Annotated in this window: 20 protein-coding genes and 2 pseudogenes; 11 read left to right on the top strand and 11 right to left on the bottom strand. The window is 72.1% G+C overall.

The features are described from left to right. The 3 genes from ABZ354_RS18060 to zwf form a co-directional block, all read right to left on the bottom strand. Positions 1 to 119: NAD(P)-binding domain-containing protein (locus ABZ354_RS18060; protein ID WP_358657981.1), on the bottom strand; the 119-nt coding region annotated here is incomplete at its 3' end. Between the two features lie 372 nt (positions 120 to 491). Further along, positions 492 to 1,427: a glucose-6-phosphate dehydrogenase assembly protein OpcA gene (opcA, locus tag ABZ354_RS18065; RefSeq protein WP_358657773.1), complete on the bottom strand. Its 936-nt coding sequence runs from the start codon at positions 1,425 to 1,427 to the stop codon at positions 492 to 494. Then, entirely contained in the window at positions 1,424 to 3,064 is a 1,641-nt protein-coding gene (gene zwf / locus ABZ354_RS18070; RefSeq protein WP_358657775.1) for a glucose-6-phosphate dehydrogenase, read from the bottom strand. Before zwf ends, opcA begins: the two co-directional genes overlap by 4 nt. 538 nt (positions 3,065 to 3,602) lie before the next feature. On the opposite strand from zwf, the pseudogene ABZ354_RS18075 reads away from it, so the two are divergent. After that, positions 3,603 to 3,789, top strand: a pseudogene (locus ABZ354_RS18075) (AraC family ligand binding domain-containing protein); the annotation flags it as partial. A gap of 420 nt (positions 3,790 to 4,209) precedes the next feature. On the opposite strand, the gene ABZ354_RS18080 reads toward ABZ354_RS18075, so the two are convergent. Both ABZ354_RS18080 and ABZ354_RS18085 read right to left on the bottom strand, forming a co-directional pair. Next, a complete protein-coding gene (locus ABZ354_RS18080; protein ID WP_358657777.1) occupies positions 4,210 to 5,610 on the bottom strand; it encodes a glycoside hydrolase family 16 protein in 1,401 nt (466 codons plus the stop codon). A gap of 471 nt (positions 5,611 to 6,081) precedes the next feature. Beyond that, positions 6,082 to 7,239 carry an ATP-grasp domain-containing protein gene (locus tag ABZ354_RS18085; protein ID WP_358657779.1) on the bottom strand — a complete coding sequence of 386 codons (1,158 nt, stop codon included), beginning with the start codon at positions 7,237 to 7,239 and terminating at the stop codon, positions 6,082 to 6,084. Positions 7,240 to 7,593: 354 nt separating this feature from the next. Between ABZ354_RS18085 and ABZ354_RS18090 the strand changes: the two genes are divergently transcribed. Both ABZ354_RS18090 and ABZ354_RS18095 read left to right on the top strand, forming a co-directional pair. After that, on the top strand, positions 7,594 to 8,454 hold the full coding sequence (locus ABZ354_RS18090) for a metallophosphoesterase (RefSeq protein WP_358657781.1): 861 nt from the start codon (positions 7,594 to 7,596) through the stop codon (positions 8,452 to 8,454). Continuing rightward, positions 8,451 to 9,143, top strand: a complete 693-nt coding sequence (locus ABZ354_RS18095) for a 4'-phosphopantetheinyl transferase superfamily protein (protein WP_358657783.1) — start codon at positions 8,451 to 8,453, stop codon at positions 9,141 to 9,143. The genes ABZ354_RS18090 and ABZ354_RS18095 overlap by 4 nt, the downstream gene beginning before the upstream one ends. A gap of 118 nt (positions 9,144 to 9,261) precedes the next feature. On the opposite strand, the gene ABZ354_RS18100 is transcribed toward ABZ354_RS18095, so the two are convergent. The 3 genes from ABZ354_RS18100 to ABZ354_RS18110 all read right to left on the bottom strand — a co-directional run bounded on the left by ABZ354_RS18100 (position 9,262) and on the right by ABZ354_RS18110 (position 11,018). Continuing rightward, a complete protein-coding gene (locus ABZ354_RS18100; RefSeq protein ID WP_358657785.1) occupies positions 9,262 to 9,522 on the bottom strand; it encodes a hypothetical protein in 261 nt (86 codons plus the stop codon). Between the two features lie 273 nt (positions 9,523 to 9,795). Continuing rightward, positions 9,796 to 10,329: a toxin-antitoxin system, toxin component gene (locus ABZ354_RS18105; protein WP_358657983.1), complete on the bottom strand. Its 534-nt coding sequence runs from the start codon at positions 10,327 to 10,329 to the stop codon at positions 9,796 to 9,798. Positions 10,330 to 10,361: 32 nt separating this feature from the next. Further along, positions 10,362 to 11,018, bottom strand: a complete 657-nt coding sequence (locus tag ABZ354_RS18110) for a helix-turn-helix transcriptional regulator (protein ID WP_358657787.1) — start codon at positions 11,016 to 11,018, stop codon at positions 10,362 to 10,364. 222 nt (positions 11,019 to 11,240) lie between these two features. Between ABZ354_RS18110 and ABZ354_RS18115 the strand changes: the two genes are divergently transcribed. Next, positions 11,241 to 11,903, top strand: a complete 663-nt coding sequence (locus ABZ354_RS18115) for a hypothetical protein (protein ID WP_358657789.1) — start codon at positions 11,241 to 11,243, stop codon at positions 11,901 to 11,903. 408 nt (positions 11,904 to 12,311) lie between these two features. Beyond that, positions 12,312 to 14,468, top strand: coding sequence for a discoidin domain-containing protein (locus ABZ354_RS18120; protein WP_358657791.1), 2,157 nt, complete (start codon positions 12,312 to 12,314; stop codon positions 14,466 to 14,468). A 128-nt stretch (positions 14,469 to 14,596) separates the two neighbouring features. On the opposite strand, the pseudogene ABZ354_RS18125 reads toward ABZ354_RS18120, so the two are convergent. Beyond that, positions 14,597 to 14,842: pseudogene (locus tag ABZ354_RS18125) on the bottom strand (MFS transporter); the annotation flags it as partial. 175 nt (positions 14,843 to 15,017) lie between these two features. Continuing rightward, on the bottom strand, positions 15,018 to 16,001 hold the full coding sequence (locus ABZ354_RS18130) for a DUF2510 domain-containing protein (RefSeq protein WP_358657793.1): 984 nt from the start codon (positions 15,999 to 16,001) through the stop codon (positions 15,018 to 15,020). 274 nt (positions 16,002 to 16,275) lie between these two features. Between ABZ354_RS18130 and ABZ354_RS18135 the strand changes: the two genes are divergently transcribed. Beyond that, on the top strand, positions 16,276 to 18,960 hold the full coding sequence (locus ABZ354_RS18135) for an AAA family ATPase (RefSeq protein ID WP_358657795.1): 2,685 nt from the start codon (positions 16,276 to 16,278) through the stop codon (positions 18,958 to 18,960). A gap of 201 nt (positions 18,961 to 19,161) precedes the next feature. Here the strand turns inward: ABZ354_RS18135 and ABZ354_RS18140 are convergent, their stop codons facing one another. Next, positions 19,162 to 19,539: a hypothetical protein gene (locus tag ABZ354_RS18140; protein ID WP_358657797.1), complete on the bottom strand. Its 378-nt coding sequence runs from the start codon at positions 19,537 to 19,539 to the stop codon at positions 19,162 to 19,164. A gap of 285 nt (positions 19,540 to 19,824) precedes the next feature. On the opposite strand from ABZ354_RS18140, the gene ABZ354_RS18145 reads away from it, so the two are divergent. From ABZ354_RS18145 to ABZ354_RS18165, 5 genes are all read left to right on the top strand, one after another. Further along, on the top strand, positions 19,825 to 20,280 hold the full coding sequence (locus ABZ354_RS18145; protein ID WP_358657985.1) for a nucleoside deaminase: 456 nt from the start codon (positions 19,825 to 19,827) through the stop codon (positions 20,278 to 20,280). A 72-nt stretch (positions 20,281 to 20,352) separates the two neighbouring features. Beyond that, positions 20,353 to 20,478 (top strand): hypothetical protein, encoded by a 126-nt coding sequence (locus ABZ354_RS18150; RefSeq protein ID WP_358657799.1) that lies wholly within the window; start codon positions 20,353 to 20,355, stop codon positions 20,476 to 20,478. Positions 20,479 to 20,708: 230 nt separating this feature from the next. Beyond that, positions 20,709 to 21,668 carry a polyprenyl synthetase family protein gene (locus ABZ354_RS18155; protein WP_358657801.1) on the top strand — a complete coding sequence of 320 codons (960 nt, stop codon included), beginning with the start codon at positions 20,709 to 20,711 and terminating at the stop codon, positions 21,666 to 21,668. 151 nt (positions 21,669 to 21,819) lie between these two features. Further along, positions 21,820 to 22,863, top strand: a complete 1,044-nt coding sequence (locus tag ABZ354_RS18160) for a hypothetical protein (RefSeq protein WP_358657803.1) — start codon at positions 21,820 to 21,822, stop codon at positions 22,861 to 22,863. A 351-nt stretch (positions 22,864 to 23,214) separates the two neighbouring features. After that, positions 23,215 to 24,645, top strand: a complete 1,431-nt coding sequence (locus ABZ354_RS18165; RefSeq protein ID WP_358657804.1) for a glutamate decarboxylase — start codon at positions 23,215 to 23,217, stop codon at positions 24,643 to 24,645. The last annotated feature ends 1 nt before the right edge of the window (position 24,646 follow it).

Consider the following 24,646-nt stretch of genomic DNA (forward strand, 5'->3'; position numbering starts at 1 on the left):
CTGTGGACGTCGGCGAGGTCCGGGTTGCGGTCGAATCCGACGACGGTGTGGCCCGCGCGGCGGATCCGCTCGCGCATGTTGCCGCCCATCCTGCCCAGACCGATCAGACCCAGCTGCATGTCGCTTCACTTCCTCGGAGTGCGGTACGCGGCCACGAGGGCGGCGGTGTGCGGGTGGAGGCCCTCGGCCTCGGGGGCCCCGGTGAGGGCGGGTTCGACGCGCCCGGCGAGGACCTTGCCGAGTCGGACGCCCCACCGGCCGAAGGCGTCGATGTCCCGGCGGCGCCCCGCCCGGCCACCGTGTGCTCGTGGGGCGCGCTCGACTGCCCGGGCACGGACGGTGTCGGCTCGCGGGCCGGGAACGTGGCCGTCGGGCGGTTGCCCGCGAACGCGCGGTGCGAGAAGGGGTCACGCGGGTCCGGGCGGAGCAGCGGCCCGGTGCGGTGGTCCTCCGGGGCCGTCCGCCCGGGGCGCCGCGTCGGCCCGGAGGAGTCAGACATGGGCGGGGGTCTCCTCGCTGCCCTCGCCCCGCAGGGCGACGGCGTACATCTCGTCCGCGTCGAGACGCCGCAGCTCCTCGGCGATGAGTTCGGAGGTGGCGCGGACCTTCAGAGCGAGCGTGCGCGAGGGCTGGTCGGGAAGGTGGAGCGTGGCCAGCGGGCCCTCGGGGCGGTCGATGAGGATGTCGCCCTTCTCCGTGCCGAGCCGCACGCCCGTGACGACCGGTCCGGCGGTGGTCACGCGCTCGGCGCGGACGTGGAGGCGGGCCTCCAGCCAGCGCGCCAGCAGTTCGGCGGCCGGGTTGTCGGCCTCGGCCTCCACGGTCGCCGAGACCACCGGCATCCGGGCCTGGTCCAGGGCCGCGGCGAGCATGGAGCGCCACGGGGTGAGCCGGGTCCAGGCGAGGTCGGTGTCGCCGGGTGCGTACGACCGGGCCCGCGCCTGAAGGTCCTCCAGCGGTGTTCCCGTGGTGTACAGGTCGGTGATGCGGCGTTGCGCGAGGGCGCCCAGCGGGTCCTTCGCCGGGTTCTGCGGCGCGTCCACCGGCCACCACACGACGACGGGCGCGTCGGGCAGCAGCAACGGCAGCACCACCGAGTCGGCGTGCTCCGACACCTCGCCGTACATGCGCAGGACGACGGTCTCGCCGGTGCCCGCGTCCGCGCCGACCCGCACCTCGGCGTCCAGGTGGGAGCGGGTGCGGTCGCGCGGGGTGCGGGCGTGCCGCTTGATGACGACCAGCGTGCGCGAGGGGTGCTCGTGCGAGGCTTCCTCGGCCGCCTTGATCGAGTCGTAGGCGTTCTCCTCGTCCGTGACGATCACCATGGTCAGGACCATGCCGACGGCGGGTGTGCCGAGGGCGCGGCGGCCCTGTACCAGGGCTTTGTTGATCTTGCTTGACGTGGTGTCGGTCAGATCGATCTTCATGGCCTGCGCCAGCTCCGTCCGTCTCGTGCGAGCATCTCGTCGGCTTCCCGGGGACCCCAGCTGCCCGAGGCGTACTGCGCGGGTGTGCCGTGCGCGGCCCAGTACTCCTCGACCGGGTCGAGGATCCTCCAGGACTCTTCCACTTCCTGGTGGCGCGGGAACAGGTTGGCGTCGCCCAGCAGCACGTCCAGGATGAGCCGCTCGTACGCCTCCGGGCTGGACTCCGTGAACGACTCGCCGTACGCGAAGTCCATGGTCACGTCCCGGATCTCCAGGGACGTACCGGGGACCTTCGAGCCGAAGCGGACGGTGACGCCCTCGTCGGGCTGCACACGGATCACGATCGCGTTGTGACCGAGTTCCTCCGTGGCGGTGGAGTCGAAGGGGGAGTGCGGCGCCCTCTGGAGGACCACCGCGATCTCGGTGACGCGCCGGCCGAGGCGCTTGCCGGTGCGCAGGTAGAACGGCACACCGGCCCAGCGGCGGTTGTCGACGTGCAGCTTGATCGCCGCGTACGTGTCCGTCGTGGAGGCCGGGTCGATGCCGTCCTCCTCCAGATAGCCGCACACCCGCTCGCCGCCCTGCCAAGCCGGCGCGTACTGCCCGCGCACGGTGTGCCGGCCCGGGTCGTCCGGCGGCTTCACGGCCCGGAACACCTTCAGTTTCTCGGTGAGCAGCGACGCCGCGTCGAAGGAGGCGGGCTCCTCCATCGCGGTCAGCGCGAGCAGCTGGAGCAGGTGGTTCTGGATGACGTCGCGGGCGGCGCCGATGCCGTCGTAGTAGCCGGCCCGGCCGCCGATGCCGATGTCCTCGGCCATGGTGATCTGCACGTGGTCGACGTACGAGCGGTTCCAGATCGGCTCGAACATCTGGTTCGCGAACCGCAGCGCCAGGAGGTTCTGGACCGTCTCCTTGCCCAGATAGTGATCGATGCGGAACACCTGGTCCGGCTCGAACACGTCGTGCACGAGCGCGTTCAGGTCACAGGCGCTGTCCAGGTCGTGACCGAACGGCTTCTCGATCACCGCCCGCCGCCAGGCGCCCTCGGGCGCGTCCGCCAGACCGTGCTTCTTCAGCTGCTGGACGACCCTCGGGAAGAACTTCGGCGGCACCGACAGGTAGAAGGCGTAGTTGCCGCTGGTGCCGCGCGAGGCGTCCAGCTCCTCGACGGCCGTACGCAACTGCTTGAACGCCATGTCGTCGTCGAAGTCCCCTGGGACGAACCGCATGCCCTCCGAGAGCTGCTGCCACACCTCCTCACGGAACGGCGTACGGGCGTGCTCGCGCACCGCGTCGTGCACGACCTCGGCGAAGTCCTGGTCCTCCCAGTCCCGGCGGGCGAACCCGATCAGCGAGAAGCCCGGAGGCAGCAGACCCCGGTTGGCCAGGTCGTACACGGCCGGCATCAGCTTCTTGCGGGACAGGTCGCCGGTGACACCGAAGATGACCAGCCCGGACGGCCCGGCGATCCGCGGCAGCCGCCGGTCGCGCGGATCGCGCAACGGATTCACCCAGGCGGACGCGGCGACGGCGGCCCTCGTGTCCTTCCGGGCCCTTTTCCGGTCCTGCCCCCGGGTCTCCTCCTTCCCGGTCCTCTTCCGGGTGTCCTTCCGGGCGGTCTTGGCCTTCTTGCTCATCCCGCGTCAACTCCCTTGCTGTCCGAGCACCTCGTCACCGCGTCCAGCAGCTCCCGCCAGGCCGATGTGAACTCGACGGCGCCCCGTTCTCCCACCGCGGACGGCCTCGTCGTGGGAGATGCCGAGCCGCTCCACCACCGCCGGGACCGGCCCGGCCCGCGCGTCACCGCCCCTCACTGTGTCGCCCCGGGCCCCACCGCGGCCGGCGGTGGCGCGCACGGTCGCCTCCGGCATCGTCCGCACGGCGCGGGGCGCGGCCGGCTCCTCCCCATACAGGGTGTCCCGGTGGACCGGTCCTTCACACCGGTGGACGCCCACGGGGAGTGCCGCCGGTTCGCGCAGGCCCTGCCCAGGGCCATGGACCGGCACCGGCGAAGACTTCCTCGTACGCCTCGTACGCCTCGTACGCCTCGTACGCCTCGTACGCCTCGTACGTTTCGTGGGTGAGCCGTCACAGTGATCATCTTCTTTCTGGCGATCGGATCAACCCCGCGCCGCGGCGAGCCATTCCCCGACGGCCGCCCCCACGCTCGCGGCGATCGAGTCCGCCCGGTACGAGGCGCGCCCGGCGACCTGTCGTGGCTCCGCCCGGGACAGGTCCACCGCTTCGCCACGGGCGGCGAGTACCGCGGAACCGTCCTGACCATGCAGCCCGGCTTCCTGCCCCCGTCGCCGTCGCCGTCGCCGTCGAGGCCACCGGCCTCCACCGCTCCGACCTGCCGCCCCCGCCCGGGGAAGGCTTCGCCCCGCAACGGCGTCGGCGCCGGCGGCCACGCCGAGGTGCCGGCCGCTCCCACGCACTCCGGTCCGCGTAATGGGCGCGCCGCGACCGGCGAGGCACCGTCGGCCTCCGTCGGCCGGGTACTCGCCGCCCCGGCCCGGCGCCGCCTACGCCACCGCGCGGGAGTCCCGGGGGCCGAGCGGCTCCTCGCGCACACCCGGCCGGCCGGCCGGCCGCGCAGCCCCCGCCCGGCCGGCCGCACGACACCGGGGGCGGCCTCGGAGTGAGGACCGCCCCCGGCGTCGCACCGCGAGGAAGAACAGGGAAGGACGAGGACGAGCGGGGAAAGTACGGGAGAACGGGGTCGAACGCGCTGGTCAGCCGGCCGTGCGTGCCGGACCGACCCCGACGCTCGACCGGTCGCTCAGTGGCCGAAGGTGAACCAGTTGACGTTCACGAAGTCGGCGGGCTGGCCGCTGGTGAACGTCAGATACACATCGTGCGTGCCCGTCACCGAGCCGATGTTGGCGGGGATCGTCCGCCACGACTGCCAGCCTTCGGTGTTGCCCACCGCGAAGCTGCCGATGGGGGTGCTGCTACGGCTGTCGAGCCGGACCTCCACCAGGCCGCTGACGCCGGACGCGGCGCCGCTCGCCACCCTGGCGCTGAACTGCCGTGCCGCCGTGGTACCGAACTTGACGCCCTTGTACTGGGCCCAGTCGCCGTTGGCGATCGCGCCGATGTTCTGTCCGCCGCCGCTGTCGCCGGTCCCCTCGGTGATCACACCGGACTGGCTGTCGAACGACTCGGCCTGGATGGAGCTGTACGCGTCCCGGCTGCCGGTCGGCGGCGGTTCCTCCGTACCGCCCCCGCCGGACGTCAGCACCTGGACGTAGTCCACGACCATGGGGTGGCCGGGCTGCGTGCCGCCGTCCGGGCCGCCACCGAAGGCGTCCGGGAAGCCGCCGCCCATCGCGACGTTGAGGATGATGTAGTAGCCGTGGTTCGTGGCGTTCGTCCACGTCGTCGCGTCGACCTGGCTCTCGCGCACCGTGTGGTAGTTGAGGCCGTCCAGGTAGAAGCGGATCTGCTCGTCGCTCGTGGAGCGGTCCCACTCCACCCGGTACGTGTGGAAGCCCGCCTGGCAGGTCGTGCCGGAGCACGTCGTGTTGCCGCCGATGCCGGACGTCTCGTTGCAGGGACCGCCGGGCGAGGTGCCGCAGTGCATCGTGCCGAACACCGTGTTCATGCCATTGGTGTTCTCCATGATGTCGATCTCGCCGACGCCCGGCCAGTTCCAGTAGTTGCCCCGGTAGGGCCCGCCCAGCATCCAGAACGCGGGCCAGTAGCCCTTGGACGCGGCCCCCGTCACGTTCGGAACCTGGATACGGGACTCCACGCGGAGCTTGCCGCCCGCCGGGGGCTGGAAGTCGGTGCGCCTGGTCTCGATGCGGCCGGACGTCCAGTTGCCGGCCCCGTCGCGCTGCGGGGTGATGCGCAGGTTGCCGTTGCCGTCCAGCGACACGTTGTTCGTGCTGGACGTCATCGTCTCCCGCTCGCCGGTGCCCCAGTTGCCGGGGCCGCCCGGGTAGCCGGTGCCGGTCGCGTACTGCCAGTCGGAGGTGTTGACGCCGGAGCCCGCCGCGCCGTTGAAGTCGTCGGCGAAGACCTGCGTCCAGCCCGACGGGGGAGGGGGTACGGCGGCGGTCGCGGCAGGGGAGGAGGCGGTCGCCGCGGCGGCCGCCAGGCCGAGGGTGGTGACGACGGCGGCGAGGGACCGTCTGACGGCCCGTCTTCCGCGGTTGGTGCCGGAGGTTTCACGCATGTGGGGTGCCTCTCGGGGTGCGGGAGGAGTGAGGTGCGGTACGTGTGCCGAGCGTCTCCACGAACATCGCTGAGAGCGCTCTCAAACGCGCTTAATGTGCTCCCGGCCGCTGTCGCCGTCAAGAGGTGAAACCAAGAAAGTCCGGGTGACTGCGGCGGGTTCAGGCGGTGAATGCCCACGGATGCGCGGAAGGCGGGGCCTGTCCGCCCCGCCCGGCGGCGCGAGCGGACGAGTCCGTCCCGGCCTCCCGCCGCCGCCCGGTGCGTGCGTCCCGCCGGTGGGCCTGTGGTGCGCGAGCGGTGACCGGATGCCCGCGAGGAACGGTGCGGAAAGGACAGACGCCAGGTCACAGGGTTTCTGTGGACCTGGCGGCGTCATCCGGCGCGGCGAACCGCGAGCGAGAGCAGGCAGGGTGCGGGGCCCGCGGCTGCCCGCGCCGGGAAGGACCCGGACCAGCCCCTCCCGGCCGTACTACAGCGGAAGGACCTGAGCCGTGCTGGGCTGGTCCGCGCCGCTCGCCACGCCGTTCGTCGTGACGGAGCCCCCCGGGCTCGGGAGGGCCGACAGGAGAGGGCCCGTGTCCTCCTCGCGGTGCGGCGGCAGCGACACCGGGCGCAGGGGCCGAGGCCCGGACACCACGGTGTAGTCCTGTCCGAGGAAGGGCGGCGCCACCTCGCCGGGGTCCTCGCCCAGGGCGAGCCGTACCGCCGCCCAGGGCGCGTTGACGCCGCACAGCGACAGCTGGTGCAGACCGCCGGCCGGGCGGGTGTTGACGTCCATGAGCACCGGCGTGTCGCCGTACATCCGGAACTGGATGTTGGACAGGTAGTGCAGCCCGAAGTTCTCCGCGATGCGCCGGGCGGGCTCCAGCCACCGCTCGTGCAGCGTGAAGCCGCGGCGCCGGCCGTTCTTCGTGCGGCCCACGGCCATACGGACGCGGTCGTCGGGGCCGGTCAGGCAGTCCACCGACACCTCCGGCTGCTCCAGGCGCGGCATCACCAGCCAGTCCACCGGCTCGTCGGCCTGCCGCAGCGCGCCCACGACCAGGTCGAGCGGCACGTACGGGCTCGGGAAACCGGTCAGGTGCGTGAGCGAGAAGGGGGAACGCGTGATCATGCGGAAGCCCACGCCGCCCGCCCCGGACGCCGGCTTGAAGCAGGCCCGGTGGCCGCCCGCCTCCAGCTCCTCGACGGCGGTGACCAGTTCGTCGGCCGAGCGGACCCGCCACCACGGCGGCACCGGCACCCCGAGCGCCTGCAGGGCCTCGTAGGCGACCACCTTGTCCTGGAAGACCGCCACGGCCTCGGGCGGCGGCGCCAGCAGAGCGGTACCGGCGGCCTCGAACTCCGCGCGGTGCGCGACGACCGCCGCCTGGTGCAGCCGCGGCACGAACACGTCGATGCCGCGCCGCACGCACTGGTCGAGCGCGAACTCGACGTAGGCGGCCGGGGACAGGCCCTCCGGCTCCAGCTCGGCGGTGTCGGCGGCGGCCAGCACGGGCGAGTCGGGGTCTCCGTGGGTGACATGGATCTCGACGGCCCGGTCGCTGGGATTTCTCCGCAGCTGATCCATGAAGAACACGTTCTCCGCGTACGTGCGGTTGAGCCAGACGCGTACGCGAGAGACCATGCAGGCCGCCTTTCACGGTTCGCGGGCAGGGCTGAGCCGCCCGTGCCCGGGCAGGAGGAATGGAGGTACACCAAACCGCCCTGCGCGAAGCGCGGATCGAGGCGGTGGTGTCTGGCCGATCATAGGGGGTGGCGGGGCGCCACGCGCAACGCGCGAGGGAACGCCGCCCGCGAGCGGGAAGAGCCCCTCCCGCTGCCGGCGACGACGCTGTCGCCGCCGCCGTGTTGCGGGGTTCCCTCCGGTGTTTTCCGCGGTGTCGCGGCGTGTCGCGGCGGGCGGGTCCGAAGCGCTCTTGTCGGCACGCGCGGGATGTGATCTCTTAATGCCGAACGTGTGCTCGGAGGGGGCGGGGACGTGACGACGACGACCGGCGGTGGGGGCCAGGTGTGGGCCGTCAGCGACCTGCACATCGGCTATCAGGAGAACCGGGCGCTCGTCGAGCGGATGCGGCCCGCCACGGACGACGACTGGCTCCTCGTCGCCGGAGACGTCTCCGAGAACGTGGCGGACATCCGCTGGGCGCTGAAGACGCTGGCGGGCCGGTTCCGCAAGGTCGTCTGGGCGCCCGGCAACCACGAGCTGTGGACGCACCCCAGCGATTCCGTCACCCTGCGCGGCGTCGAGCGCTACGAACATCTCGTCGGCCTGTGCCGCGACCTCGGCGTGCTCACCCCCGAGGACCCTTACCCCGTCTGGGAGGGCCCCGGCGGCCCGGTCGCCGTCGCGCCGCTGTTCCTCCTGTACGACTACTCGTTCCTGCCGTCCGGGTCCGCGACCAAGGAGGAGGGGCTCGCGTACGCGCACGGCACCGGCATCGTGTGCAACGACGAGTACCTGCTGCACCCCGACCCGTACCCCACCCGCGAGGACTGGTGCCGGGCGCGGGTCGCCGAGACCGAGCGCAGGCTCGCCGAACTCCCCGACGACCTGCCGACCGTGCTGGTCAACCACTACCCCCTGGACCGGCACCCCACGGACGTCCTGTGGTACCCCGAGTTCGCCATGTGGTGCGGGACCCGCCTCACCGCGGACTGGCACCGCCGGTTCCGCGTCCACACCATGGTCTACGGCCACCTCCACATCCCGCGGACCACCTGGCTCGACGGGGTCCGCTTCGAGGAGGTGTCGGTGGGATACCCCCGCGAGTGGCGCAAGCGGGCCCAGCCGCCGGGACAGCTCAAGCGCATCCTGCCCGGAGAGGACCGCACGTCGTGATCGAGGAATTGCTGCCGCGGACGGCCGTGGTCGTGGAGGCCCACGCCGGCGAGGACGCCGGTGGGGCCGCTGTCGAGGCGGCGCTGTTCCCCGAGGAGGAGGCGCTCGTCGCGCGGGCCGTCGCCAAGCGCCGCCGCGAGTTCGCCGGCGTACGCTCCTGCGCGCGCCGCGCCATGGAGAAGCTCGGTGTCCCCCCGCAGGCGGTGCTTCCCGGCGAGCGCGGAGCCCCGACCTGGCCGGCCGGTCTCGTCGGCAGCATGACCCACTGCGCGGGCTTCTGCGGCGCGGCCCTCGCCCGCGCGGGCGAACTGGCGTCCCTCGGCATCGACGCCGAGCCGGCCGGGCCGCTGCCCGACGGGGTCCTGTCCGCCGTGGCCCTGCCGACCGAGGCGGAGCGGCTGCGCCGCCTGGCCGCCGAACGGCCCGGGGTGCACTGGGACCGGCTGCTGTTCAGTGCCAAGGAGTCCGTGTACAAGGCGTGGTTCCCGCTGACCCGGAAGTGGCTGGATTTCAGCGAGGCCGACATCGAGATCTCCGTCGAGGCGGGCGACCGCCCCGGTGGCACCTTCCGCGCCACACTCCTCGTCCCCGGCCCGCAGGTCGGCGACCGCCGTGTCGACCACTTCGACGGCCGCTGGACGGCCCAGCACGGCCTGGTCGCCACGGCGGTGTCGATCGCGCCCGCCTGACACCGGCCGACCCGCCTTCCGTCGGACACCCCTGGCCGACCGGGCGGCCCACCCGCGTACCCGCCCCGCCGTCGCGCGGGGCAGGTACGGCCCGTGAGCCTTGCGGCTCACCCGCCCGTCACGGCTCCGGGCACCAGTGACGCAGCAGCCGGAAGAAGGACTCCTCGTTGCCGCTCAGGCCCGCTTCCGCCAGGGCCAGTTCGGCCTCCGCGAGGACCGACGGCGGCACGACGGGCGGGGGCGTGGGCCATGCGCCGGCCTCGTGACGGGGACCGGACGGGCCGGGCACCGTGTCGAGGGTGGCTCGCACCGTGTGCAGCAGCCGTAGATAGGCCTGGACGGCGGTGCGTTCGCGGTCGGTCGGTACGGCAGTGGTCATCGGTCGGCTCTCCCCGTGTCGGCGTCGACGTGTCCCGCGCCTCGGCGCGTGCGCCCCGTACGGCGGCGTACTCCCAGCTTGCCGCCCGCCGCTGACAATCGGGTCGCGTCGCCGGTCCGGTTCGCCCGCTCGGCGGAGGGGGCCGCCCCGCACGCGGCGCGGTCCGGCCACGACGGCGTCGTCCACGGAGCCGCACACGGCCCGGTGCCGCGCACACCGGACGCGGACCGCGGGCGTACGCGCCGACGCGCACGCGTCCTTCTCCGCTCCCGGTCAGCTCTGCGGGCCACCCAGGTAGCCCAGCGACGCCTCGATGCGACCGGCCAGCCGGTCGCGCTGTACCGGGCCGCGCAGCGACGAACCGGCCAGCCACGCACGGCACTTGCTCGCCAGCAGCAGACCGAACGTCTCGGCGTCGCGTTCGTCGGCGTCGTCGAACCGGGTGCGGGCCGCCACCTTCAGGACCGTCGCGTGCAGGTCGGCGTCGGCGTCCAGAAGCCGGGCCGCGACCGCCGCGCCCTCCACGTGGTGCGCGCAGTGCCCGGCCTTCATGTGCCACAGCTCGTGGCCGAGGATCACCAACTGGTGGTCGGGGGCGGTGCGTTCCTCGATCACCACGAGGTCCTGCTCCGCCATGTCGAGCCACAGTCCGCTCGCGGTACCGGGCGGGAAGGCGGCCGTGCGGAAGAGGACGGGACGGCCGCGGCGTCTGCTCATCGCGTCGCACAGCGCGCCGTACAGCTCGACGGGCCGCGCCGGTGCCGGAAGCGTCAGCTCCGCGACCAGTTCGCCGCACAGGCGGCGCATTTCCCTTGCGGTTCCCACACGTCTCCCCACGGTCAGGACTCGGGCCGCTTGACGCTCTCCAGGAGCATGTCCAGCCACTCCGCGACCTTGTCACGGTGCTGGTCGGTGGGCAGTTGCGCGGCCCGCCAGGCGATCCCGCGGACGCCGTGGTCCTGCAGCAGCCGCTCCAGCGGGTCGTCGGCGGCGGAGGCGGCGCGGCGCTCGGTGTCGGCGAGCCTCTGCAGCAGTTCCTGCTCGGTGCGCTGCAGGGCGCTCGTGAGCGCCTCGGGGTCCTCGGCCGTGAGGAAGCCGGCGTGCACCCGGAAGAAGCGCTGGATGGCGTCGCAGTGCTCCATGGTGGGACGCCGGTCGCCGTTGATGAGAGCGCCCGCCTGCTGCCGCGACATACCGGCGCCGTCGGCGATCTCCTGCTGGGTGTATCTGCGGCCGTTCGGCTTCAGCCGGGTGCGGCGCAGCAGGTCGAGTCGCTGGAGGAAGCGGGCCTGCACATCGGGCTCGCCCGCGTCACGGCCGCTCAGCAGCGCCGTGACCACGGACTCGGGGACGCCGGAGGCGATGGACAGCCGGCCGACGTCGAAGACCTCGGGGTGCGGGACGCCGAGCCGGTCGGCGAGTGCGGCGACGCGGTCGACGACGGCCGTCAGTGCTGCCGAAGGTGTGGCGCGGGGACCCTCGTAGCCATCCGTCACCGCCAGATCTCCTACGTCTCTCACCGGCTTCTCACAAGCGGTTGCCGTGAACTTCCCGGAGAGTAGCCCCTGTCCTGAACGCGCATCCAGGTCTCGCCACAACTGTGGCCAATTTCGGCCGTCAACCAGCATGAAATGCCACGATAGTTGACACGGCAAGCGTCGGGCAGCAGGATCGGGAGGCCGCGTGAAGGCCGCATAGGCAAGAGGGGTGACCTCCCGATGGCGTTTCAGGCAGGAGGGCAGCGGTCGGCACCGCGACCCCTCCCCGAAGGTTGCGACGACCAGGCATACGTACGGGACTACGCCGGCTATCTGGAGGCCGTGCCCTTCCCCTCCCTCGTCGTGGACCACCGCTGGGACGTGCTCCTCGCCAACGCCGCGTTCCGCTCGCTCTTCCGTGAGATCGGCCCGCACCCCGCGGCCATGCCGGGCGACAACTTCCTGCGCTTCGTCCTCTTCCACCCGGACGCGGGCACGGTCCTCGGCGAGCGCGAGGCGAGCTGGTGCCTGCCGATGCTGGCCCAGTTCGCGGACGCCGTGGAGCGGCACGGGCACGACCCCGTCCTGCAGGCCGTGCGCCGGGACATCGCCCAGGACCCGATCATGGAGGCCGCCTTCCGGCAGGGGCTGCCGCACTGGATCCGCGCCGTGGGCAGGGGCGCCGTCGAGCACGACGGAGCGGTACGCCCGCTGGTGCACCCCGACCCGCGCTGGGGCAGCACGGAGTGCCGGATCGTCGTGGAGACCCCGCAGACCCTGCGGGACATGGGCTGTACGCGGCTGACGCTGGTCCTGCGCGAGCCCCGCCGCGCCCCGGCCGCCCGCGAGCGCGCGGCGCGCCGCACCGCCGCCCACCTGAGGGTGGTCGCCGCCTCGGAGTGACGGCGGCAGCCTCGCCGACCGGGCGCAAGTGGCTTGCATTCCTTGCGTACTTCTTGCGCCGAGGTCCGGTCGGTTCGTGACGGCCAGGGACCAGGATGTCCCGTTCGGCGGCGACGGATGCGTGCGATGACCCCGCCTGATCCGCGCTCGGGGCCCGTGAGGGCGGGACCTTGTGGCGTAGGGATCGGGCTCGCAAACGCCGCGTCTCCGCGATCCGATCATCTGTCGAATAATTACCAACTCTGCATGACAACTTGCGGACATATGTTGTGCGGTGCTTGAGTGTGCGGCGCCCCGCCACTCCTGCCTCCGGCCGCGTTCCCCGTCGCGCCGGTGCGGCCCGCTGTCCCACCCCCACCACGAAGGGAACGGCACATGCCCACCCAGTCCGCCCGAACTGTCAGGCCCATGACATCGAAGACCACCGCCACCGCGACGGTCGTCGCGCTGGCCGCCGGCATGCTCGTCGCCCTGGCCCCCACGCCCGCCCACGCGGCGGCCGGGGCCACCCTGCCCTTCACCTCCGTCGAGGCGGAGGCCGCCACCACCACCGGCACACCGATCGGCCCGGACTACACGCAGGGCACCCTCGCCTCCGAGGCGTCCGGACGCCGGGCCGTGCGGCTGGCGGCCGGGCAGCGCGTGGAGTTCACGGTGCCCCGCGCGGCCAACGCCGTGAACGTCGCGTACAGCGTCCCCGACGGCCAGTCCGGCACGCTGAACGTGCTCGTCAACGGGCGGCAGACCGGTAAGACCCTGTCGGTGACCTCGAAGTACTCGTACGTCGACACCCCCTGGATCGCCGGCGCCAGGACGCATCACCTGTACGGCAACGCGCGGGTGCTGCTGGGCCAGGACGTGCAGGCCGGGGACAAGATCGCCCTGGAGGCGTCGGGTGTGCAGGTGACGGTGGACGTCGCCGACTTCGAGCAGGTCGCCGCCCCCGCCGGGAAGCCCGCCGGAGCGGTGTCCGTGACCGACCGGGGCGCCGACCCCACCGGGCAGGGCGACTCCACGCAGGCCTTCCGCGAGGCCGTCGCGGCAGCGCAGGGCGGAGTGGTGTGGATTCCGCCGGGGGAGTACCGGCTGACCTCGTCACTGAACGGCGTACAGAACGTGACCCTGAGGGGCGCGGGCAACTGGCACTCCGTCGTGCGGACGTCCCGCTTCATCGACCAGTCCAGCTCGTCCGGCCGGGTCCACCTGGAGAACTTCGCCGTGATGGGCGAGGTCACCGAACGCGTCGACTCCAGCCCCGACAACTTCGTCAACGGCTCCCTCGGGCCGGACAGTTCGGTGTCGGGCATGTGGCTCCAGCACCTCAAGGTGGGCCTGTGGCTCACCGGCAACAACGACAACCTGGTCGTGGAGAACAACCGCATCCTCGACACCACCGCCGACGGCCTGAACCTCAACGGCAACGCGCGCGGCGTCCGCGTCAGCAACAACTTCCTGCGCAACCAGGGCGACGACTCGCTCGCCATGTGGTCGCTGAACGCGCCGGACACCGGCAGCAGCTTCGAGAACAACACGATCTCCCAGCCGAACCTCGCCAACGGCATCGCGATCTACGGCGGCACCGACATCACGGTGCGGAACAACCTGGTCATGGACACCAACGCGCTGGGCAGCGGCATCGCGATCTCCAACCAGAAGTTCGCCGACCCGTTCCACCCGCTGGCCGGCACGATCACCGTCGACGGCAACACGCTGGTGCGGACCGGCGCACTGAACCCCAACTGGAACCACCCGATGGGTGCCGTCCGGGTCGACTCCTACGACAGTGCCATCGAGGCGCAGGTCAACATCACCGGCACGACCATCACCGACAGCCCCTACAGCGCGTTCGAGTTCGTGTCGGGCAGCGGGCGCGGACTCGCCGCCAGGAACGTCACGGTCGACGGCGCCACGGTCCGTGACACGGGCACCGTCGTCGTCCAGGCCGAGACGCCCGGCGCGGCCACCTTCCGCGACGTCACCGCCGACGGGGTCGGCGCTGCGGGCATCTACAACTGCCCGTACCCGTCCGGCTCCGGCACCTTCGCCCTCACCGACGGCGGTGGCAACTCCGGCTGGAGCAGCACCTGGTCGGACTGCTCGGCGTGGCCGCAGCCCGGCGAGGGCAACCCGGACCCCGACCCCGGCCGCAACCTCGCCCGGGGCGGGACGGCCACCGCCACCGGCTCGCAGGACGTGTACACGCCCGGGAAGGCGGTCGACGGCGACGCGAACACGTACTGGGAATCCGCCAACAACGCCTTCCCGCAGGCCCTCACCGTCGACCTGGGGTCCGCGCAGCCGGTGCGCCGGCTGGTGCTGAAACTGCCGCCCGCGCAGGCCTGGCAGGCGCGCACCGAGACACTCTCCGTGCAGGGCAGCACGGACGGCTCGGCGTACTCCACGGTGGTCGCGTCGAAGGGCTACCGCTTCGACCCGGCGACCGGCAACACGGTCACGGTGAACCTGCCGGGCGGCACGAACCTGCGCCATCTGCGGCTGCACGTCACCGCCAACACGGGCTGGCCGGCGGCCCAGCTCGGCGAGATGGAGGCGTACCTCTCCTGACCGGCGCCTCCCTGGTCGTCCTCGCCGGGTCGGCCCCGTCCCACGGCCCCGGCCCCGTCCCACGGCCCCGGCTCACGGCTCCGCGCCGCGGTGAAGCGCGCGGAGCCGTGTCCCCGCCGTCGGCGGCCCTACCGCTCCAGCTCCCCGTGCGCGGTCTCCGGCAGCCGCAGGTACACCAGTGACGACAGCAGGCACAGCGCGGCGACTTACCACGGGAACAGCCCGGCGTGGTCCCACTCCGTGAAGAGCGTGCCCCCGTACGGCGCGGTACCGCCGAACAACAGGGCGACCGTCAGGGAGTACGGGAAGCCGATGCCGACGGCGCGCACCAGGGGCGGGAACAGCTCGGCGTTCACGGCCGCGCTGATCGACGTGGGGGTCACCGCGGCGTGAGGTCTCCGGCCCCGGCCGCCGGAGCGGTGACGGCGGGCGGACGACGGGCGGCGCGCACCCCGGGCCCGGCCGGGCGCCTCCCGGGCGGAGGGGCGCCCCGCCCGGCCGGACCACTTCCGGCCGGACACCCGGCACGGGCCCCGGGACGGCCCCGCCTCAGACCTCCTGGCCGCTGCCGCCGCCCGACGACACCTCGATGCCCTCGGTGATCTCGTCGATCACGGCCTGAGTCTCGCTCACGTCGACGCCGAAGCGGACGACGACGATGTTCCCGGGCGTGCTGGGGGAGGGGAAGGCGAGCGACTGGACGTACCCGTCGGAACCCTTGCTGGTGACCGCCTTCCAGCGGACCAGGTACCCCTTCTGCCCGGCGACCGTGACGGCCCGGGACGCGAGCACGTCGTGCGAGGTGATCGCGCCGTAGGACTCGCCGCCATAGGACTCCTCGGCGTTCTTGGCGATGTCCGCCTTGGCGATCTCCTCGGCCGTGCCGCCCTTCGCGCCGAGCGCGACGGCGGGTGCCGAGTACGCGCCGCCCTTCGTGCAGGTCTTGGAGGTGTCGCCGGGGCACTTGTACGAGTCCTCGGACGTCACCGACGCGCCGACGTCGAGAGCCTGGCCGTACCAGCCGTCGGGTATCGGCAGGCTGATCCCGTTCATCCCGTCCGGCACGGAGCCGCTCTCGATCTTCGGTGCCCCCGGCCCGTCCGGAGACGGACTCGCGCCGTCACCGTCGCCCTTCCCGCCGGGCCCTCCGGAGCCGCCGGACGGCCCGCCGTCCGGACCCCGCGAGGCGGCGGTGCCGCCCCCCGTGCCGCCGTCGTCGGACAGCACGTACACGCCGGCGCCGATGCACGCCAGCACCACCACGGCGAGCCCCACGGCCGTCCAGACGCGCAGCCCGCGCCGTCCACCCGCCGGCTGTACGGGATACCCCGGATACCCGGGATGCGCCGGATACGGATGTGCCGGAAGGGGCCCGCCGGTCTGCGGGTGCCCCGGGGGACCCCACGCACCGGCCCCGCCCGCGGGGCGCGTCTGCGCCGTCCATGCGTTGCCGTCCCACCAGCGCTCGGTGGCCGGACCGTCACTTGTCTGCCCTGGGTCGGGGTACCACCCGGGAGGAGTCGCCTGCGTCATGGCCCCACCGTATGAGGCGACGGTGAAAGCCGGATGAGAGCCCCGCCCGCCGAGCCCCGAACGCACCCCGCCCAACCGGGCCCGTGCCGGTCCGGACGGCCGAACTGACGCGTCGTCAGACGCAAGAGAGCAGGTGGCGGGCCAGGGCGTCGTCCCGCCGATACCAGGTGTCACCCGTCACGGCAACTGCCGGGCGGAGCATGCGGCACGGGGCCGGTCGGGCGGCTACGCTCGGGATCTGTACGTCGTTCGGGCGACAAGGGGAGGTAGCGGGATGACGAAGGTACGGCCCCCGGCCGCAGCCTCGGCTTCCCTGTGGGAGCGCGACGAGGAAGTCGCCGCCGTGGAGAAGGCGGTCGAGACCCTGTGCGCGGACCGCTCCTCGTCGGGCAGCGTGCTGGTGTTCCAGGGCGAGGCGGGACTGGGCAAGACGGCGCTGCTGGTGGAGACCCGCCGCATCGCCGAGGCCCGCGGCTGCACGGTGTGGTCGGCCCGCGGCGGCGAGACACTGAAATCCGTGCCCTTCAACGTGGTACGGCAGCTGCTGCAGCCCGCCCTCGTGCCGATGCTCCCCGACGAGGCGCGCGACTACCTCGGTGACTGGTACGACATCGCCGGACCGGCGCTCGGCATAGCGGAACCCGGCGAGCGGCAGGTCGACCCGCAGGGTGTGTGCGACGGCCTCGTCGTCGCCGTACGGCGGCTCGCCCGGCGCGACTGGCCGCTGGTCCTGCTGGTCGACGACGCCCACTGGGCCGACCAGGAGACCCTGAGCTGGCTGGCCGCGTTCGCCGAGCGCGTGACGGACCTGTCCGTGCTGCTCGTCGTGACCCGCCGCGCCGGCGACCCCGGCGGGGAGAGCGCCCGGCACCTGGAGGCCGTGGCCGCCGTCTCGCACCGCCGCGGCGGCGCCCTGAACGCCCTCACCCCGGCGGCCACGGCCGGACTGACCCGCGACACGCTCGGGGAGCACGCCGACGACGCGTTCTGCCGCGAGGTGTGGGCCGTCACCGGCGGCAACCCGTACGAGACCGTGGAACTCCTCGCCAAGGTCCAGGACAGCGAGATCGAGCCGATCGAGTCGCAGGCCGCCGAACTGCGCGGCCTGAACCGTTCGGCGCGCGGCGGCGGCCTCGTCGCCCGGCTGGAGCAACTCGGCATAGACGCCACCCGGTTCGCGTGGGCCGCCGCCATCCTCGGCAGCGACATCACCGTCGACCTGGTGGCGCGGCTCGCCACCATGCCCCGCGCCGACGCGCTGCGCTGCGCCGAACTCCTCTCCGAGGCCCGTATCCTGACCGCCCCCGACCCGGCGTCCGGACCGGTGGACGACGGCGACCTGGAGTTCGTGCACCCGCTGATCGCGACCGCGGTCCTCAAGTCCATACCCGGCGCCCTGCGCACCGCCATGCACGGCATCGCCGCGCAGCTCGTCCTGGACACCGGCCGGGGCGTCGCCGCCGCCTCCCGGCATCTGCTGGAGGTCCACCCCGACGACGACGAGGAAGTCGTCGGGCAGCTGCGTGACGCCGCCCGCGAGCACCTCGCCGTCGGCGCCCCGGAAGCGGCCCGCCGCTGTCTGGAACGCGCCCTGGAGGAACCGCCCCGCCCCGAGGTCCACGCGCGCGTGCTGTACGAACTCGGCTGCGCCACCCTCCTCACGGCGCCCGCCAAGACCATCGACCACCTGCGGACCGCGCTGGGCATGCCGGGACTCGACTGCGCGGCCCGGGTGAGTGCCGTCGTCCGCCTCTCCCAGGCGCTGCTCCACAACAACCAGGTGGAGGAGGCCGTCCGCACCGTCGAGGCCGAGGCCGCCCGGCACGAACCGGGCCCCGCCCGGATGCGGCTGCAGGCCGTGCAGTTCATGTGGGAGGGCGTCCACGCGGGTGAGGTCAGCTCACCCGGCCGCAGCGAGCGCCTCGCCGAACTCGCCGCGACCTGCACCGGCCGCGACAACTCCGAGCGCGCCCTGCTCATGCTGCGCGGCTTCGACGCCATGACGCACGGCGAGAGCGCCTCGGAGATCGTCGAGCTGTGCGACCGCGCCCTCGTCAACGGCCGCCTGGCACCCGGACTCGGCTGGACGGACACCGACTGGGGCATAGAGCTGCCCCTCATCCTGGCCACCACCTACGCCTACACCGACCACCTCGACCGCGCCGACAGCCTCTACACCGAGGCACTGCGGTGCTACGAGTCGGCCGGCTGGAGCGGCGGCCACCTCGCCCTGGCACACGCCTACGTCGGTCTCGGCCACCGCAGGCGGGGCCGCCTCAGAGAGGCGGAGAAGGCGCTGCGCGAATCCCTGCGCCTGGCCGAGCGCGTCGGCCGCGGCCTGCCGCTGTACTGGTCGGCGACGTGCAACCTGGTCGACACGCTGCTCGCCCGCGGCCTGGTCGACGAGGCCTGGCGCATCGCCGGCGACCACGGATTCGCGCCGCCGTACCCGTCGACCATCGTGCTGCCGGACCCGCGGTCGGTGCGCGGCAGGCTGCTGCTGGCGACGGGCCGTACGGAGGAGGGCATCGAGGAACTGGAGGAGGCGGGGAGGGCCGCCGCAGCGCTCGGCCGCTACAACACGGTGCTCATGCCGTGGGCCGTCGACCTCGCCCGCGCCCTGGCCGTCAGGGACCCGGCCCGCGCCGCGCAACTGGCCGCGGACGTCCGTCAGCAGGCCGAGCGGCTCGGCACGGACACCGCCATAGGGGAGGCGCTGCGCTGCGCGGCGGCCCTGGAGACGGGCCGGCGGAAGCTGCGGCTCGCCGAGCAGGCCGTCGCCCGGCTGGAGCACTCGCCCTGCCAGTACGAGTACGCCACGGCCCGGGTCGAGTACGGCATCGCCGCCCGCTCGGCCGGTGAGCTGGAGCAGGGCCTGGCACTGGCCCGCTTCTGCGGCGCGGACGGCCTGGTGACCCGCGCGGAGGAACAGCTGGCGGCCCTGGCGGTCCTGCGCTGACAGCGGGGGCCGCGGAAGACCGGAGGATAGGGGCGGGTGGACCGCTGACGGTTCGCCGCGTCCCCGCCTCCGCCTGTACCGATGTCGCCGGGGCTTTGTTCGACGGCGACGCCCTGGACTGCGCGGCCTGACGGGCACCGCCTACGCGATGACTCACCTGGTTCGGCTACTGCAACATCCCGGCGGCCTCGCGTCACCTCCTCACCCGAGGCCCCGCTGCAGGGGTATGCCGACGACGAGGAGCACGGCCGCCAGTTGCGCTGCCACCCACGCGAGCCGGTAGCCGAGGGTGCGGCGGTTGCGGATGGACAGGAGCCCCGTGAACGAGTCCCCTGCCCGGTCAAACTCCGCGGTGTCCGTCCAGTGCACCCAGATCACTGTGAGGCATAGGGCCGACGAAAGTCCGCTGGAGGCCAGTGCCATCGCGATGACCAATGTGCCCGACGTGACTCCGCCGGAAAAGGCGGTCAGCACGATCGAAGCGGCTGCCATCAGGATCCCGTCGTATGCCAGAAGGGCCTGTGCCTTGGCGTCGAGGATGCCGAGACACTGATACATGTATTGATGCTCGTACGACACGCTCCGTTGCGGTCCGAGGCTTCTCACGGCCGTCAAGTGCGCCTGAATGTCCTCCCTGCGGTGAACGCCTTGGAAAAGCCACGGCAGTAGGCCTCTGAGCCGCATTGCTCCTCCTGAGGGCGTTTTGGCGCATCCGGTGATGCGGCAACTCGGTGGGTGGGCACCGTCCAGTACCGCACCATGCCGGTGGTCGGTTCGGACAGGGAGCGCGGCAAGCGCGAGGTGGCATGTCCGGCGCAGGCGGAGGCGTTCGTCAGAGCGCTCTGCTTGCGGAATGATGGCGGCATGTCATGGGAATCAGATCAGCGGATGCTCCGCACCGCGATCGATGAAGCGCGTGCCGGGCTTGCCGGGGGCGGCCTCCCCATTGGTGCCGCCCTGTACGCCTCGGACGGCATACGCCTTCTTGGACGCGGGCACAACCGTCGAGTGCAGGACGGCGACCCATCCATGCATGCGGAGACTGCAGCCTTCCGGGCGGCGGGGCGGCAGCGGTCGTACCGTGGCACGACGATGGTGACGACACTTTCACCGTGCTGGTACTGCAGCGGCCTGGTGCGCCAGTTCGGCATCTCGCGTGTCGTTATCGGGGAGGCGCGCACCTTCGAGGGCGGGCACGGCTGGCTGGCGGGCCACGGCGTGGAAATCGTGCTCCTGGACGACCCAGAGTGTGCGGCTCTGATGACGGAATTCATCCAGCACCGTCCGGAGTTGTGGCACGAGGACATCGGCGAGGAGTGAGGGCTTTACTGACTTCGGCTCATCGCGGTGACGCTGGTTCGTCGAGGGTCAGGTGCTCCGTCCGGAGAGGTCGTGGCCCAGAGGGCAATGGCGGCCCTCGCCCAGATCGACGACTGGATCGCGGTGGAACAGCGACACGAGTGCTCCAGGGATCCCGGATGCGCCGACGTGGAGCGCAGACGAGGCCCGACCGCTTGATGGGCTGGCTGGTATTGGCGGGGAGTACGCGGCGCAGTGTGTCGTGCGTACGGGAGTGAGCGGGCCGGTGTGTGCGTCGCGCGCCCGGCGTCGCGCTCTGCACGGTGCGCCGCCCATCGCCCGATCCTGGTGTGAGCATGACTTTTGATCCCTGACGGGGGGTTTCGGTGGTCACCGCTCCACGTGATGGTTCAACCATCCTGACGCAGGCCGCGACCGTGGTGGCCCCGTTGCTCCGGTCCCGGGTCGACGCCCTTCCTCCTCACGTCCGCCATGCCGCGGGGCTGCATTTCGGCTGGTGGACCGACGACGGAACAGCCCTGGACGCTTCGGACGTCCACAAGGCCGTCCGGCCGGCCCTCGCCCTGCTGACCTGCCAGGCGGTGCTCGGTGAACCGCAGGCCGCGAAGGCAGCAGCGGTGGCGGTGGAGTTGGTCCACAACGCCAGTCTGCTCCACGACGACATCATCGACCATGACCCGCTGCGGCGCGGCCGGCCGGCGCTCTGGGCGGCCAAAGGAGTGCCGGCGGCGATCCTGGCCGGCGACGCCCTGTTCTTCGCGGCCGTCCAAACCCTCACCGACGCACCGAACGCGGGCCGCACCGTACCGGTGCTTCTGGCCGCCGTGCAGGACCTGATCGAGGGCGAGTATCTCGACATCCTCACGGAGACCGGCACGAGGGCCAGCGAGGACCGGGCCATGGCGGTCGCGGCGGGCAAGACCGGCGCACTCCTGGCGTGCGCCTGCGAACTCGGCGCGCTCGGGGGTGGAGCCACCCCCGAGCGCGCCCAGCTCTATCGACGCTTCGGCCGCCGCCTGGGCACCGCCTACCAGTGCGTCGACGACGTCCTCAACCTCTGGGGCGAGGAGCCGGTGACGGGCAAACCCGCCCTGTCCGACCTGCGCTCCCGCAAGGTCACCATCCCCGTCGCGGTCGCCATGGCCGGCAACACCCCACAGGCCCGGGCCCTCCACACCCTCTACCGCACGAGCGCGCCCCTGGGCGAGGAGGACTGTCTGCGCGCGCGGGACCTGATCGAGCAGACCGGCGCGCGGGACGCCACACTACGCCGGGCCCGGCAGCACATCGCCACAGCTCTCGAGCACCTCGCGCGAGCCGACCCCGACCCCGTTGCCTCTGCCGAACTGGCCTCCCTCGGCCACCTCCTCGTCGGCCGCGACCACTGACCCGCGGACAACCGGACCGCAGAGACCACACCACCGCACCCCCCCGTGGACCAGCACGCACTGCCAACCGACGCCTCGTCGCCCGACCCGCCCGGCGGTGCCGCCACCCGGCACAGCACCTGCGCGAGCGGCACAGCCAGAAAGGCACCCCATGACCCCGCTCGACATCGCCGAGTTCTTCCAGATCCCCGCGGAGTGGCCGGTCAACCCCGATGGTCCGGCCGCCGACGAACAGGCTGTCCTGTGGGCACGGCGAACCCGCCAGGCCCTCACGCCGGAGGAGGTCGCATTCGTCCGCAACGCCACCTACGGCCAGTCCATGGGCACGGCCTTCCAGCGTGCCAGGGGCGAGCGGCTGCAAGCCATCACCGACTGGGTCACCTGCGCGTTCTTCCTCGACGACATGTTCCTCGGCATGCTCAAGCATCCGGGCAGGGTCGAGGCCGTCCTGAACGACGCTGTCGAGGTCATGTACGCCCTGCCGGGAACTCTGCGGCGGCCGTTGAAAGGCCCGGAACGAGGACTCTCCGACGTGATGGAGCGCTTGCGGGAACTGGGACCGCCGCGCTGGGTGGCCCGGTTCCAGCAGGGCATGCGGTTCTGGATGGCCGGCATTCACGAGAAGCAGTTGGCCCTCTCGATCGGGGCACCCATCGGGCTGGAGGCGTATTGGCGCATCCGGCCCGCAGACATCGGGGTGACGCCTGGCTTCCCTCTGCTGGAGATGGTCGGGGAGAACTTCCTCCCGGAAATGGTCGCATCGAGCCACGAGATCGAACGCATGCAGGTCCTCGTATGCGAGGCGATCGCCATCCAGAACGATGTCGTGTCGCTCGGACGAGACCGGCGCGACCGGGACCTCAACCTGATCCTGGTACTCGAAGAGGCCTACGGGATGACGGAGAGGAAAGCCCTGGAGAAGTGCCGCGAGTGGTACTTCGAGCGGATCGAGGAATTCGACACGCTACGGCCCGTTCTCCAACAGCGCTGCGCTCATCTCCCGGCCCCCGAACGCGAAGTCGTCCATGACGTGCTCCAGGACTACCGTGACCTCTTCCACGGCACCATGCACGCCCAGATGCGCTCCGGGCGCTACAGGAGCACCCTGGAGAACGCGCCGTCCCCCACAGGGACAGGCGGCCGGCCGGCCTTCCTGGACGAGTACGCCGACGTGTTCGCCGAGCGCGGCTTGTGATCGGCGCCTGCTCAGTCCACCACCGGCGGGGGGCCTCGTGCCCCGCCGTGGCGCGTGGGGCGGCCGTACCGCCGCACCCGCACGCGAGGCAGGACTGAGGCGTGTCGGTCTCTCACGCCTTCACGATCATCACGACCGAGCAGGGACGACCAGGGCCCGACCGGAGCACAGACGCCTCGGTGCGAGCGACACGGGCCATACCTGTCTTCACGCGTGCTTGACGCCCATGTCGGCACGGAGGTCTTCCTCGGGCTGGGCCAGGTGGATCCTCCGCAGGCGGCGGGAACTGCGAACAACGTGAGACCGGCCGACCGGCGCAAGCCGCGGAACGAAGCAGAAGGTGACACCCCCATGCCCGTGAAGCACCCCCACCACGACGGCGGCGAGAGCCGGGACCTTACGATCAACCCGGTCTTCAGCCGGGAACCCCTGCAGGTCCCGCGGTACGCACTGCCGGACGGCGAGATGGAACCGAGCACCGCCTACCAGGTGATCCACGACGAGCTGATGCTCGACGGCAACGCCCGGCAGAACCTGGCGACCTTCGTCTCCACGTGGGCCGAGCCGCAGGCCCTGCGGCTCATGAGCGAGTGCGTCCAGAAAAACATGATCGACAAGGACGAGTACCCGCAGACCGCCGAACTGGAGAGTCGGTGCGTGCACATGCTCGCCCGGCTCTGGCACGCCGAGGACCCCCACCACGCGACGGGCTGCTCGACGACCGGATCGAGTGAGGCGGCGATGCTGGGCGGCCTGGCCCTCAAACGGCGCTGGCAGCACCGGCGGCGCGCCGAGGGCAAACCCGCCGACCGGCCCAATCTGGTCATGGGCATCGACGTGCAGATCTGCTGGGAGAAGTTCGCCGACTACTTCGACGTCGAACCGCGCTACGTGTCCATGGAGGGCGACCGCTACCACCTCACCCCGGACACGGCGGTCGAGCTGTGCGACGAGAACACCATCGGCGTCGTCGCCGTGCTCGGCTCCACCTTCGACGGCAGTTACGAGCCCGTCGCCGACATCGCCGCCGCACTGGACGACCTCGAGGCCCGCACCGGCCTGAACATTCCCCTCCACGTGGACGGCGCGTCAGGGGCCATGATCGCCCCGTTCCTCGACCCGGACCTCGCCTGGGACTTCCAGCTGCCGCGGGTCGTCTCCATCAACACCTCCGGCCACAAGTACGGGCTGGTCATGCCCGGCGTCGGCTGGGCCCTGTGGCGCGACAAGGACGCCCTGCCCGACGACCTGGTCTTCCACGTCAACTACCTCGGCGGCGACATGCCGACCTTCGCGCTGAACTTCTCCCGCCCCGGCGCCCAGGTCGTCGCGCAGTACTACAACTTCCTGCGGCTGGGATTCGAGGGCTACCGAAGGGTGCAGCAGACCTGCCGTGACGTCGCCACCCGTCTCGCCGGGAAGATCGCGGGGCTCGGTCCGTTCGAGCTGATCACGGACGGCAGCCAGCTTCCCGTCTTCGCCTTCCGGGTGCGCGAGGGCATCGACTCCTTCAGCGTCTTCGACGTCTCCGCCGCCCTGCGCGAGCGCGGCTGGCTCGTGCCCGCGTACACCTTTCCCGAGAACCGCACCGACCTGGCCGCCCTGCGCATCGTGGTCCGTAACGGCTTCAGCTACGACCTGGCCGACCTGCTCCTCCAGGACCTGCGCCGCGTTCTTCCCCGGCTGGACAAGCAGGCCCGGCCCCATCGCAGCGAGGACGACGCCGGCGGCTTCGCCCACGGCGCGGAGACCAAGCACCCCCGCCGCCCCGGCCGCCACTGAC

Source organism: Streptomyces sp. NPDC005925 (assembly GCF_040638805.1).
Taxonomy (GTDB): domain Bacteria; phylum Actinomycetota; class Actinomycetes; order Streptomycetales; family Streptomycetaceae; genus Streptomyces.